This is a genomic window from Flavobacterium chungangense LMG 26729, assembly GCF_000735715.2.
Taxonomy (GTDB): domain Bacteria; phylum Bacteroidota; class Bacteroidia; order Flavobacteriales; family Flavobacteriaceae; genus Flavobacterium; species Flavobacterium chungangense.
On the sequence record NZ_JASY01000012.1, the window covers coordinates 91787 to 105164 of the forward strand.

The window sequence follows — 13378 nt, forward strand, 5'->3', positions numbered from 1 at the left end:
GACAAAAATATTTCAATTTTGTTATTTTATCGATGAAATTTGCCTTTAATCGATAAAACACAACACTTTTTATCTTAAACTCACTTTTATTTAACAATATGTAAGGATTTTGTAAAAATTTACACCAAAAACGACATATTACTTAATTATAAAATATTGTAAAACAATAATTAATAGAAAAAAGATAGGCATTTTAGAATTTATTCAACAAAAAAAGACCAGCTTGATTAGCTGGCCTCTCCTATTTTAGCATAACAAAATTAATTATCTTTCCATTTCCGGAATTTCTCCTTCAATTATCAAATCTGCTTCAGTTGAAGCAATAATATGTTCAACAGAAACACCTGGCGCACGTTCTAAGAGCTTAAAACCATTTTTCGTGACTTCGAGAACTGCAAGCTCGGTTACTACTTTTTTAACGCATCCTACGCCTGTTAAGGGTAAAGTACATTTTTTAAGAATTTTAGATTCTCCTGCTTTATTGACATGCATCATGGCTACGATGATATTTTCGGCAGAAGCCACCAAATCCATAGCGCCTCCCATTCCTTTTACCATTTTACCCGGAATTTTCCAGTTGGCAATATCACCGTTTTCAGAAACTTCCATCGCTCCCAAAATCGTTAAATCAACTTTCTGGCTACGGATCATTCCGAAACTAAAAGCAGAGTCAAAGAAACTCGCTCCCGGAAGCGTTGTAATAGTCTGTTTTCCGGCATTGATAATATCGGCATCTTCTTCTCCTTCAAAAGGAAAAGGCCCCATACCGAGAACTCCGTTTTCACTTTGAAATTCTACAGAAATATCATCTCTTACATAATTTGCAACCAGTGTTGGAATCCCAATACCAAGATTGACAAAATAGCCGTCTTTTACTTCTTTTGCAATTCGTTTTGCTATATCTTCTTTTGTTAACATATCTTCAATGTGTCAATTAGATAATGCTCTAGTTACACTGAACATTAATTATCTAATTGACAAATTATCTCATTATCTAATTCTTTTTCGTAAAATACTCCCAGGTTGCTTTTGTAATATCTGCAATTATTTTCTCTGTATCTTCTTTGCTTTCAGTAATTTCTTTTAAATAAACCGAAAGAATAAAGTGCTTTCCGTTTGGAAGTTTCACAATGCCTACATCATTCAGGGCAACTCTGAGATTGTTATCATTTGTTCCTGATATACCAGTTCTGTGTGCCAATTCCGTTCCTTCGGGAAGTCCGGCTTTCATCCAGGTAAGCCCTCTTGATGTTTCTACCATTATTTGGTATAAATATTTGGTTGTATTTTCTTTTAAAACTGCTCCGTTATAAAATTTTTCAAGCAATTCAGTTGTTGCTAACGGAGTTGAAGTATTTACATAAAGGTTTTCCCAAGATTGCATTTGCTCTTCGTTGACCTTGATGACGAAATCCTTAATTCCTTGTTTATTTATAAATTTTTGTACTGTTTTTGTACCTCCAACTAAATTAATCAATATATCACATCCATTATTATCGCTATGCGAAACAGTATAACGCAGCAATTTATTCAGGGTTAAATAAATATTCCCTTCTGGAAAATCTTCTCTGATAGGACTCCAAGTGTCAGGAAGTAAATCTTTCTTTTTAATAAAAATCTTTTGGTCTAATGAAAGTTTTCCATGATCAACCTGGCTTAAAACTGCTAAAGCAATATGAAATTTAAAAACACTCATCAACGGAGCTTTTAGTTTTCCATTAATACTCAAAGTATCCTTATCTTCAATATTCTTAATAGAAATCCCAACTGTTGCATTCTTTCCTAAAATAATCTGATCTAATTTTTCACGAAGTTCATTTGTTGTTTGGGCAAAAGTCTGAAACGATAAAAAAGAAACCAGAATTGTATAAAAAAGTTTAGTCATCTTATTAATTTTGAATGTGTCAATTAAAAAATTTGATAATTAGATAATGCTCTGCCTTACATTCAATATTTATTTAATTGACAAATTATCTCATTATCTAATTCCTTTGTCTTACAGTACGTTGTTCTATACGCTTTTCAAATTTTTCTCCCTCAAAAATACGCTGTACCATAATTCCCGGAATATGGATTTGGTTTGGATCTAAAGTACCAACCGGAACCAGCTCTTCTACCTCAGCAATGGTAATTTTTGCAGCACCCGCCATACAGGCGTTGAAGTTTCTGGCAGTACCTTTAAAGATAAGATTTCCGGCTTCATCGCCTTTCCATGCTTTTACAATAGCAAAATCGGCCTTGAAAGCGTGTTCCATAATGTGCATTTTTCCGTTGAACTCTCGAATTTCTTTCCCTTCGGCTACTTCAGTTCCGTAGCCTGCGGGAGTAAAAAAAGCAGGAATTCCGGCCTGAGCAGCACGGCATTTTTCGGCCAAAGTTCCCTGAGGTGTTAATTCAACTTCGAGTTCACCTGAAAGCATCTGGCGTTCGAACTCAGCATTTTCTCCAACGTAGGAAGAAATCATTTTTTTGATTTGTCTTTTTTGAAGAAGCAAACCTAAGCCAAAATCATCAACGCCTGCATTATTAGAGATACAGATTAAATCAGTAATTGGAGTTTTTACTAAGGCTGCAATGGTATTTTCAGGAATTCCGCATAAACCAAATCCTCCAAACATAATGGTCATTCCGGATTCGATACCTTTTATAGCGTCGTGTACACTGTTTACTTTTTTTGTAATCATAACAAACTGTCTTTATTACTGGGTAATGTTTGATAAAAATAAGATTTTTAGATTGAATTATAACGATTTCGTAAAAAATAAATCTATTGTATATCAAAAAAAATATCCTTTTGCATTCATCTAATTTAAGATGGTAACAAAAGGATATTTTTAATTTAAAAAGCTAAAGCTATAGTTCGAACTCTTCTGTATTTTGTTCTGTCTGAGTAGTATCTTTTACAACGGCAGCAGGTCTGGTGTAACAATCTACTTTGATTGAAAGATTCGCCGGACGCTCAAACTCTGATTTTGAAACCTGAAGTGCAGGATCAGCATAACATTTTTTCATAAAGTAAGCCCAAACCGGCAATGCAGCTGTAGCTCCCTGCCCATAAGTTAAACTTTTGAATCGTGCCGAACGGTCCTCGCAGCCAACCCAAACTCCTGTAACTAAATTTGGAACCATTCCCATAAACCATCCATCTGACTGATTTTGCGTTGTTCCGGTTTTACCTGCAATAGGATTCGTAAACATATATGGATAACCTGTCCAACGGTTGTCTCCACTACCCCCGCCTTGCGTACGCAAACGCGCTCCCGAACCTGTCTCTGTAACACCCTGAAGCAATTTAATCACAGCAAAAGCAATATCTTTGTTTAAAACGTCGTGTGATTCAGGAATTGGTTCATAAATTACCTCTCCGCTTTTATTCTCAATACGGCTCAAAAACTGAGGTTTTACATATACACCCTGATTCGCAAATGTACTGTATGCGGCAACCATATCTTCAACCGTAATATCAACAGCTCCCAATGCGATAGAAGGCTGTACCGGAATTTCAGTTTTAACGCCTAATTTTCGAGTCAGCTCTACAACAGCCTCGGGACCAGTTCTGTCTATTAATTTTGCAGAAACGGTGTTGATGGAACCGGCTAATGCCTGTTTTAAAGTTACCATCCCGCGATAGGTATGGTTTGAGTTTTTTGGTTCCCAGTCCTCTGTTACGTGATGGCGTCCTTTGTGAATCATAAACGGTCCGTCTAAGATTGAATCACAAGGCGACATATTTAATTGTTCAATTGCTGTAGCATAAACAAAAGGCTTAAAAGTAGAACCTACTTGTCTCGCCCCCTGCCCAACGTGATCGTATTGGAAATATTTATAATTAATTCCTCCAACCCATGCTTTGATATTTCCGGTTTGTGGTTCCATTGCCATTAAACCAGATTGTAAAAAGTGCTTGTAATAACGAATGGAATCCATTGGCGTCATAGTTGTATCACGCTCTCCTTTCCAGGTAAAGATTCTCATTTTTGTTTTAACTTTGAATGAAGCAATGATATCATCTTCGCTTTTGTCCATTTCTTTCATCTGGGCCCAACGAACAGAATTTTTCATCGCCTGCATCATGATTCTGTCTGTTTCAGCTTTGGTAATATTTACAAAAGGCGCATTTTTATTGGTTTTCATTTCAATAAAAAACTGTTGTTGCAGATTCTTCATGTGTTCTGCTACAGCTTCTTCTGCATAGCCCTGCATTCTGGAATCGATAGTAGTGTATATTTTCAGACCATCTTTATAAATATCATAATCAGAACCATCCGGTTTTTTATTTTCTGCCATCCATTTCTTCATATAATCACGAAGAAATTCCCGGAAATAAGTTGCCATTCCCTCACGGTGGCTTTCAAGTTTGAATTTTAAAGAAATTGGTAATGCCTTGTATTTTTCTTTTTGAGGCTCGGTAATCATCTTTGCTTTCACCATTTGACCCAGTACTACATCACGACGATTTTTAACACCCTCTGGATTACGAACCGGATTATATAAACCTGAGTTTTTGAACATTCCAACCAAAATGGCCGATTCATCTACTGTTAAGTCTTTAGGATCTTTGGAAAAATAAGTCTGTGCAGCTGAACTTACCCCAACTGAATAATTTCCGAAATCATAAACGTTGCAATACATCGCCAGAATTTCATTTTTGGTATATTGTCTTTCCAGACGGATGGCAATAATCCATTCTTTTATTTTTTGCACTATTCTGAAAGGAAGAAATTTAGATCCTTCTCCATGAAATAATTGTTTTGCCAATTGCTGTGTCAGCGTGCTCGCACCACCATTTGTACCTAACGTAAAAATAGCTCTTAAAGTACCACGCCCGTCAATTCCTGAATGTTCATAAAAACGGGCATCTTCTGTAGCGACCAGAGCTTCTACTAAGTTTTTCGGTAAATCCGAATATTTCAATTGAGACCTGTTTGTTTTAAAATACTTTCCAATAACAACTCCATCTGAAGAGATAATTTCAGTGGCTAAATTAGAATCCGGGTTTTCTAAGTCTTCAAAAGATGGCATAGACCCAAAAATACCCCATGAAGCAAATAAAAAGAAGGCCAGAATACCAACTAATCCATAAGCAAAAAATCTCCAGAATTTTTTTTGATAGTATTTAATATCTTTTGTACTATTTGTTTGATTGTTTTTTTTAGTAGCCATAACTATTTTCTAATCTTTTTTTTCTATTCTAAAACCTACATCTGTAATTCCTTCTAATTCCTGAACTCCCGGAATTTTTCCTGACTGCCTGACAGCTTGTTTGATATTTACTTTATATTTTCCTCTAAACTTTATATTTTCTTTGTAAAACAATTTACTTTCTTTAATATCCGTAAATCCGTTTCCTAACAGATTACCTTCGGCATCAGCCATATCATATTCTAATGTATCAATTTTTGTAAAGCCATTTGGCATTTCGAGAGAAACAATTAAAAACAGATTTTTAAAAGGATAATTGTTGTTATCTCTCAAATTTACAAATAAATTATATCGTTTTGTAGAGTCTAATACTGGCAAATCGAAGGTTACAATACTGTCTTTGTGCCAGGCACTCCCAACAGATTTGTACTCATCAAATACTCTTTTTTTATCACATGAAAAAAGAAGTACGGCTGCCAAAAGAAGAATTCCGCTATTTTTTATTCTCATTTTTAGTAATAATTATAGGTTTCCTTGGTTCAGCTGGTTTATTATCATTCGATTTGGGTTTATTCGAATGATTGGGTTTATTGTTATTGTTTGATTTATTCTGATTATTGGGTTTATTATTGTTCGGCCTATTATTACTTCCTGCTGCAGGCTTATTATTATTTCCCTGTTGAGGTTTGGCAGGAGTCGCTACTATTGCAGGTTCAGCATTCTGCTTGCGTTTGCGGTTTGGCTTTTTCTTCTTTTTAGGCTGGTCAAAACGCGTTAAACTTTCCTGACCCATTGCGTTATTAAAGTCTTTTTCAGGCTCTGAAGTTACTTCAATAGCAAAATCTTCTAATGAAGAAACTTTGTTTTTCTGTTTATTTTCTGCAATAATTTCTTTTACCTGATCAATTTTTAAAACATGCCAGTTTGCAAAATTGTTCGTGTAAGCAAACCACATTAAACCTTTAAAAATATCCTGTTTCTGACAAATAGCATCACCTTTTTCGGTTACTAATTTAGTATCATAATCCGGAAAATCCTTCAACGCATCCATGTACGTGTCTAATTCATAGTTTAGACAGCATTTCAATTTTCCGCATTGTCCGGCTAATTTTTGTGGATTTAAAGAAAGCTGCTGATAACGAGCCGCTGAAGTATTTACACTCCTAAAATCGGTAAGCCAGGTAGAACAGCAAAGTTCTCTACCGCAAGAACCAATTCCACCCAAACGAGCAGCTTCCTGACGGAAACCCACTTGTTTCATTTCGACTCTGGTACTGAATTCTTTTGCAAAATCTTTAATCAGAAGTCTAAAATCGACCCTGTCATTTGCTGTGTAATAAAATGTTGCTTTTGATCCGTCTCCCTGAAATTCAATATCCGAAATTTTCATTTCCAGTTTATGCTGAATTGCCAATTCACGGGCACGAACTTTCATAGGCTCTTCACGATCACGGGCCACAGACCAAATATCAATATCTTTTTGAGATGCTTTTCTGTAAATTTTAGGAACTTCATTACTATCAGGATTCACCCCTTTTTTCTTCATTTGAATCTTAACCAATTCGCCTGTCAGAGTAACAATTCCAATATCATGTCCTGGTGAAGCCACAGTGGCTACAATATCACCAATACTTAGGGTTAATTTCTCTGAATTTCTAAAGAATTCCTTGCGTCCGTTCTTAAAACGAACCTCAACACAATCAAAAATTGCATCTCCATTAGACGGACTCATGTTAGAAAGCCAGTCAAAAACCGTTAATTTATTGCAGCTGTCGGTACCGCAAGTCCCATTATTTTTACAACCTTTTGGTGCGCCGCCATCTGAGGTTGAACAACTTGTACATGCCATAATTATATATGTAGTGTTGCAAAAGTGCAACTTAAGTTCATAAACGTTTGATCGGTAAAGATAGTATTTTTTTTAGTTTGCATTTTATGGATAAAAACTAAAGGGTTGTTAAATAAAATATATAAATCTTTTTACGTTAATTTCTTTAAAACTTTAATCTTATTTTACTTCAGTTTCAGGATGATTTCTATGAAAAAATGTATTCTGCATGTTTTGCAGCACAAATAGATATTTCTAATTTTTATTCTAAAATATATTTATGATTTTTATGTTTTATCTTACAGCGTAGTTTGGAAGTCAATGATTACAAACTAAAATTAAACTTATTTCATTTTAAAATACATTTCAATCAAATGCAAACACAAAACCAAATTGAAAGTTTCCTTTTTCAGGGAAAATTTGACGAGGCCAGAAAATGCCTGAATAACGGAGAAAATTTTAACGAACAATATCTAAAAAATAACTTTTCGCAAATAGCAGCCAAAATTATTGAAGCCAAAGAAATTGATTTCATCGAAAAATTAATAAAAGCCGGCTTTATTGAAACTGATGTTTACGAACTTGACAGTTTTGACAAATCAATTTTTAATCCGTTAACACGCTATTTAAAAGATGATGACGAATCTATTATTTTCTTCAAAGGATTGATGTCGAAAATAGACAATATCAATGATGAGATAAGCGATAAGACTTTATTGGGTTATTTTTTTGAAAATGGTGCTTCTGCAAAAATTGTTAAAATCCTGATAGATGATTTTGGGGCGAACACACAATATAAAAACAATGCAGGAGAAAATTTCATTTATAATGTACTAAGCTCTTATGGCTTAGATCCAGAGAAAGCTAAAGAATATATTTCTTTACTTTTGGAAAGTGGTGTTGACATTAACGAAAAAAACATCGTCGGAACAACTCCGTTAATCTCTGCCGTTAAAAGAAACAAAAAAGAACTTATACTATTTTTAATTGAAAACGGTGCAGACACCAATGAAACCGACAACCTCAACAATACTGCATTTTATTATGCCGTAGCAGAACAGTTTTCGTATGACATGTACGATACTCTGGCCTCAATTTCTTCACCTGATTTTAATATTCTCAATAAAGACGGGCGAACTTTATTAACTAATTTTATCAGTTCAGTTTCAGGCGCTCCCGGCGATATTAAATTTTTAGAAAGGTTGTTGGCTGATGGTGCCGATGTGAATTTCTGTGCTCAATATTACGGACAGCCAAAATCGGGAATAGATTTTATTGCAGAAAAGAAATCGGATATTTTAAAATCGGTTTTAGACAACGTTTCTTTGGACGTGAATGAACAGGACAATCAAGGAAACACTATTTTACATAAAGTCTGCGCTTATAATGTCAATTATGATACCGAAATGGCGAAAGAAACCTATCGAAAAGTAAAATTATTGCTCGATCACGGTGCCGATATTTCGATTACAAATGATAAGGATGAAACGGCTTTAATGCTGGCATCTGCAGACAACCTGAAAATTAAAACGGTTGAACTTTTAATGAAACAATAAAACTTAAAAAACTTATACATGTCAATGTCATTTATAATTGCCTGTGAAAACGGCAACCGAAAAATAGCTGAATTACTACTTCAAAACAAAGAAGTCGATGTAAAATATACGGACGAAAAAGGAAGAACTGCAATTCACTATGCTGCACACAGAGGTTATCTGGATATTGTAAAAATCCTAACCGAAGACGGAGCCGATATTAACTACGAGGATCATCAGGGAGAAACGCCTTTATATTTTGCATGTCTGCAAAAGCAAAAACAAACTGCCTTGTATCTTTTAGAAAATGGCGCTGAAATTACAAAAAATGATAAATACGGAAATAGTCTGCTGCATTTAGTTGTTCAGACTGCGCAAATCGAAATCGCAACAAAGGTGCTTGAAGCAGGAACTGATGTTAATTTACTGAATAACAATGGAGAAACTCCGCTATTATTGGCTTCGGCAAAACTAAACAGAGAAATTATTCAGTTGCTTTTAGACAAAGGGGCCGATATTAATGTAACAGATAAACAAGGAAATACGCCTTTGCTTTATGCATGTTATACCAAATCAATCCCAATGGTTACTTTGCTTTTGGATAATGGAGCAGATATTAATCAGGTCAATCATTCCGGTGAAAATGCCCTTTTGATTGCCTGTTACGAAACCAACAGAATGCTTGCAAAATTATTGGTAGAAAGAGGAGCAGATGTTTTCACATCGAACAATACTGGTTATTCACCTGTTTGGTACGCCTGTGCCAATAATCAAAAAGAGATTGTTTCCTTGTTTTTGGAGAATGGCGTTGATGTCAATTACAGCAAACCTGTTGCGGGCGATACCTCTTCAATGAATGATTATCTGGATTGGATTGTCAGTGCAACTAATATTTCAAACGATTCTGGTTTCACATTGAACAGTTCTTACTCTTATGGCGGAGAAAGCCTGTTGCATGTAGCAACAAAAAAAGGCAATTTAAGCATGGTGAAGTTATTAATTGATGCCGGAGCCAATATCAACATCCAGGACGAATCCGGAAATACACCTTTGCATTACAGCGCTGCAAACGGAAAGAAGGACGTTGTAAAATATTTACTCGAAAACAAAGCCGACGCATCAATCGTAAACATAAAAGAGCAAAAAGCGATTGATTATTCGAATGTAAAAGGTTTTAATGAAATTACGGAATTGATTTTGCAATACGCTCCTTCGGGAACTGTTGTAAAACCAATTCAAAGAGATGAAGCTCCAAAAGCTGATGTTTCAAATGCTATGGAAGGAAAGAAAAAAGCCTTATTAGATTTGAAGGAACTTTTGGATGCCGGAATTTTGACATCAGAAGAATTTGAAAGTGAGAAAAGCAAAATTTTGAAAGGGTAAATTACAAAATAATAGTGCTATATTGCTAGAGATTAACCAACGGTTTCAACCGTTGGTTAATTTAAATCTCAGGTTTTACTTTAGAATTGACAAAAGAAAATGTTTACCATATATCTCAAAAGAAAGAATAGCGAATAACTATTTTTCTATTTCAATAAATTATCGAATATTTTTCTAAATCTCTTACTTTAGTTTTTTTATTTCTTTATCAAAATCAGAAATTATTTTTTGGGTTTTATTGAATACTTCATATTCAATAATTGCTTTTTTATCGGCTTGTATTTTAGACGTTTTTCCTTTGCCTTCCAGAATTTTATAATCGTTAAACGTTAGGAATTTGTTGACGCTGGTTGCCAATTGTTCCATCGTAAAAGTATTCTCACGTTCAATCAATCCTTCTATATAATCAAAATATCCTGTTACCGTACGTTCCAATTGTTTGATTTCTTTTTCCTCTAAATAATTTTTAGCAACAATCACATCCGATTTTAAAACTCTCCCATTTGGACCGTTTTTCCAGCTAGTCAGTCCCATATTTTCTTTTTTGGCATCAGCAGTTTTAAAAATGATTTCGGCAGCCGTTTTTCCTGTTATGGCGAAATGAAATTTATTCTGAACTATGGTATAGAAGTTCTTTGTTTCTTCAGAATTACTGTCATAATCAATACTGCACTCTGCAAAAATATCGGTTACCTGTTGGTAAATCCTTCTTTCGCTCGCCCGGATTGAACGAACCCTTTGCAATAATTCTTTAAAATAATCTTTGCCAAAAATAGCCTGACCTTGTTTTAAACGATTGTCGTCTAACACAAAACCTTTTATGATATATTCTTTTAAGGTTTGGGTCGCCCAAATACGAAACTGGGTGGCTTTGGCAGAATTTACTCGATAGCCAACTGAAATTATGGCATCTAGATTATAGTATTTTGTTTCTTTTTTTTGAGTTTTGTCTTTAATTGCGCCATGTTGAGTGGTATGTTCCAAAATGGAACTAACCATTTTTTCTTCCAATTCTCCTGTCTCAAAAATATTACCTAAATGCTTTGTTATGGCTGGTCTTTGCACTCCAAACAATTCTGATATTGCTTTTTGAGTTAACCACACCGATTCATCCTGGAGTAACACATCAACACGAATTTCTCCGCTGGGTGCTGTATATAAAATAAAATTCTTCAAATCGTCCTTCATAACATGTAGGTAATGCGTTTTAACAAATGTAGCTAATGTCCACAAAAAAAACCTATTCTGTTAAATACAAAATAGGTTTCCTGAATTAGTTTTAAAATAAATTTATTCTAAAATCTTATATATTTTATCTGACAATCTGATTCTGAATGGCACTTCAAAAGTCACCTTGTCTCCAATTTTTGCAGATTGAGTTTCGGCACCATCAACAATGAATTTTTCCAAAACCAATTCCTGTTCACCTGTTGTTGGCCCTGAAATTAAAATTTTGTCCTCTGCATTCAGTTCGTCATTCTCAACAGTAAATTGACCTACTTGTGCTTTTACATAATAATGTTCTGCTTTTCCAAGAAGTACTTTTTTGACTTTTACTTTTTGACGAATATCGGCAGGTTTATTAGCAGCTCCCAAAGCAACGTTAGGCAACTCCCCTGAATGTTTGAATTTTAAATTTTCTGATTTTCCTTTTCTAAAAACTTTATTACCAACTTGTTTTCCGGCTCTTAATCTTACCTGATCTACCAAAGGCATGTTTACAACTTCAAGGCATTCAGCAGAACAGCAGTTTTGCATAGCCGATTTACATTCGTCACATTGAATGAACAATAAATGACATCCGTCGTTCTCGCAATTGGTGTGGTTGTCACAAGGTTTTCCGCATTGGTGACATTGTGAGATAATATCATCTGTAATTCTTTCGCCAAGGCGATTATCGAATACAAAGTTTTTCCCTATAAACTTGCTTTCCAAACCTTCTTCTTTAAGCTGTTTAGCATAATTGATGATTCCGCCTTCTAACTGAAAAACATTTTTAAAACCCTGATGTTTAAAATAAGCACTTGCTTTTTCACAACGAATTCCACCTGTACAATACATTACAAGGTTTTTATCTTCTTTATGATTTTGAAGCTGCTCATTAATTATTGGCAAACTCTCTCTAAAAGTTTCTACATCCGGAGTTATAGCGTTTTTAAAATGGCCTACTTCACTTTCGTAATGATTTCTAAAATCAACCACAATTGTATTTGGATCATCAAGAATTTCGTTAAATTCTTTAGCTTTCAGGTGAATACCTATGTCGGTTACATCAAATGTTTCGTCGTTTAAACCGTCAGCAACAATTTTATCGCGAACTTTAATAGTCAATTTTAAAAAGGAATGGTCGTCATGTTCTACCGCTTCATTCAAACGGATGCCTTTCATGAAATCGTAAACTTCGAGAGTGGCTCTAAAAGCCTCCAGATTTTCTTCAGGAATACTCATTTGAGCATTTATTCCTTCTGTGGCAACGTAAATTCGGCCTAAAGCATCGAGCTTATTCCAGGCTACAAATAAATCGTCGCGAAATTTTTTGGGATCTTGAATTTTGGCATACGCATAGAAAGACAACGTTAGTCGTTGTTTACCGGCATCATCGATCATGATGGCTCTTTCTTCTGCGCTCAAAGTGTTGTACAGTTGCATGCTATAAACAGTTTTAAGTTTAGAAATTATTTTTTGAAAGGTGCAAAGTTAGAAAAAAGCACCTAAGTTGCAAAGATTCTGAGTTCCTAAGTTTTAAAAAGTCGTTGAAAACCTAAAGGTCTTTGATACTTTGATTTTTAGCCCGGATGGGAGCGGCATCCTTTTGTGCCGGGGTTTGGCACAAAAGATAGAGCGCACAGCCGGAATAGCTTCAAATAAAAAAGACTGCCTAAATAAATAGACAGTCTTCATATAGCTTCGTAACTTAAATTAACAGAACTCGTTAAACGCGTCTTGCAAATTCTCAGCAATCAATTCTGCCGGACGTCCTTCGATGTGATGACGCTCTAACATGTGAACCAATTCTCCGTTTTTGAACAAGGCCATAGATGGCGATGATGGAGGAAAAGGAAACATATGTTGTCTTGCAGCATCAACCGCTTCTTTGTCAACACCAGCGAAAACTGTAATTAAGTGATCTGGTTTTTTAGCGCCTTCTAAACTCATTTTTGCTCCCGGACGTGCGTTTCTTGCAGCACAACCACAAACAGAGTTTACAACTACTAAAGTGGTACCTTCAGCTTTGATAGCGTTATCTACGGCGTCAGCACTATGTAAATCTTGAAAACCAGCAGATGTCAATTCAGCTTCCATTGGTTTTACCATTTCTTGTGGATACATATTATTTATCTTTTAAATTTAACTTTTGATTTTGCAAAGTTACAAAGTTTAGTGGCAACAACTTAATTTGAAGTATAAAGTTTTGTTATAGTTCGATTGATGAAGTCGAAAGTTGGAAGGTCATAAAGTTGAAAGTCAAAATAGCATCCTGATAATACGT

11 protein-coding genes are annotated in these 13378 nt (G+C 34.9%); 2 read left to right on the forward strand and 9 right to left on the reverse strand.

Going from position 1 to position 13378, the window contains the following annotated elements:
- Positions 1-264: 264 nt before the first annotated feature.
- The 6 genes from JE46_RS18070 to JE46_RS18095 all read right to left on the reverse strand — a co-directional run bounded on the left by JE46_RS18070 (position 265) and on the right by JE46_RS18095 (position 6991).
- A complete protein-coding gene (locus tag JE46_RS18070) occupies positions 265-918 on the reverse strand; it encodes a CoA transferase subunit B (RefSeq protein WP_031456690.1) in 654 nt (217 codons plus the stop codon).
- Positions 919-994: 76 nt separating this feature from the next.
- On the reverse strand, positions 995-1885 hold the full coding sequence (bla, locus tag JE46_RS18075) for a class A beta-lactamase, subclass A2 (protein ID WP_031456691.1): 891 nt from the start codon (positions 1883-1885) through the stop codon (positions 995-997).
- A gap of 97 nt (positions 1886-1982) precedes the next feature.
- Positions 1983-2684: a CoA transferase subunit A gene (locus JE46_RS18080; protein ID WP_031456692.1), complete on the reverse strand. Its 702-nt coding sequence runs from the start codon at positions 2682-2684 to the stop codon at positions 1983-1985.
- A 169-nt stretch (positions 2685-2853) separates the two neighbouring features.
- Positions 2854-5163 carry a penicillin-binding protein 1A gene (locus JE46_RS18085; protein ID WP_031456693.1) on the reverse strand — a complete coding sequence of 770 codons (2310 nt, stop codon included), beginning with the start codon at positions 5161-5163 and terminating at the stop codon, positions 2854-2856.
- A gap of 9 nt (positions 5164-5172) precedes the next feature.
- Positions 5173-5652 (reverse strand): gliding motility lipoprotein GldH, encoded by a 480-nt coding sequence (locus JE46_RS18090; RefSeq protein ID WP_031456694.1) that lies wholly within the window; start codon positions 5650-5652, stop codon positions 5173-5175.
- A complete protein-coding gene (locus tag JE46_RS18095) occupies positions 5636-6991 on the reverse strand; it encodes a PSP1 domain-containing protein (protein ID WP_031456695.1) in 1356 nt (451 codons plus the stop codon). Before JE46_RS18095 ends, JE46_RS18090 begins: the two co-directional genes overlap by 17 nt.
- 353 nt (positions 6992-7344) lie before the next feature.
- Here JE46_RS18095 and JE46_RS18100 point away from each other — a divergent pair, with 353 nt between their 5' ends.
- Complete coding sequence (locus JE46_RS18100) at positions 7345-8526, forward strand: ankyrin repeat domain-containing protein (protein ID WP_031456696.1); 1182 nt, start codon at positions 7345-7347, stop codon at positions 8524-8526.
- 24 nt (positions 8527-8550) lie between these two features.
- The gene (locus JE46_RS18105; RefSeq protein WP_236010648.1) at positions 8551-9888 is read left to right on the forward strand and encodes an ankyrin repeat domain-containing protein; all 1338 of its coding nucleotides are present in this window, start codon (positions 8551-8553) and stop codon (positions 9886-9888) included.
- 183 nt (positions 9889-10071) lie between these two features.
- Here JE46_RS18105 and JE46_RS18110 read toward each other — a convergent pair whose 3' ends face one another.
- The 3 genes from JE46_RS18110 to JE46_RS18120 form a co-directional block, all read right to left on the reverse strand.
- Positions 10072-11076, reverse strand: a complete 1005-nt coding sequence (locus tag JE46_RS18110; RefSeq protein ID WP_031456698.1) for a virulence RhuM family protein — start codon at positions 11074-11076, stop codon at positions 10072-10074.
- Between the two features lie 102 nt (positions 11077-11178).
- A complete protein-coding gene (gene trhO / locus JE46_RS18115) occupies positions 11179-12537 on the reverse strand; it encodes an oxygen-dependent tRNA uridine(34) hydroxylase TrhO (RefSeq protein WP_031456699.1) in 1359 nt (452 codons plus the stop codon).
- Between the two features lie 270 nt (positions 12538-12807).
- Positions 12808-13218 carry a BrxA/BrxB family bacilliredoxin gene (locus tag JE46_RS18120; protein WP_031456700.1) on the reverse strand — a complete coding sequence of 137 codons (411 nt, stop codon included), beginning with the start codon at positions 13216-13218 and terminating at the stop codon, positions 12808-12810.
- Positions 13219-13378: the final 160 nt, after the last annotated feature.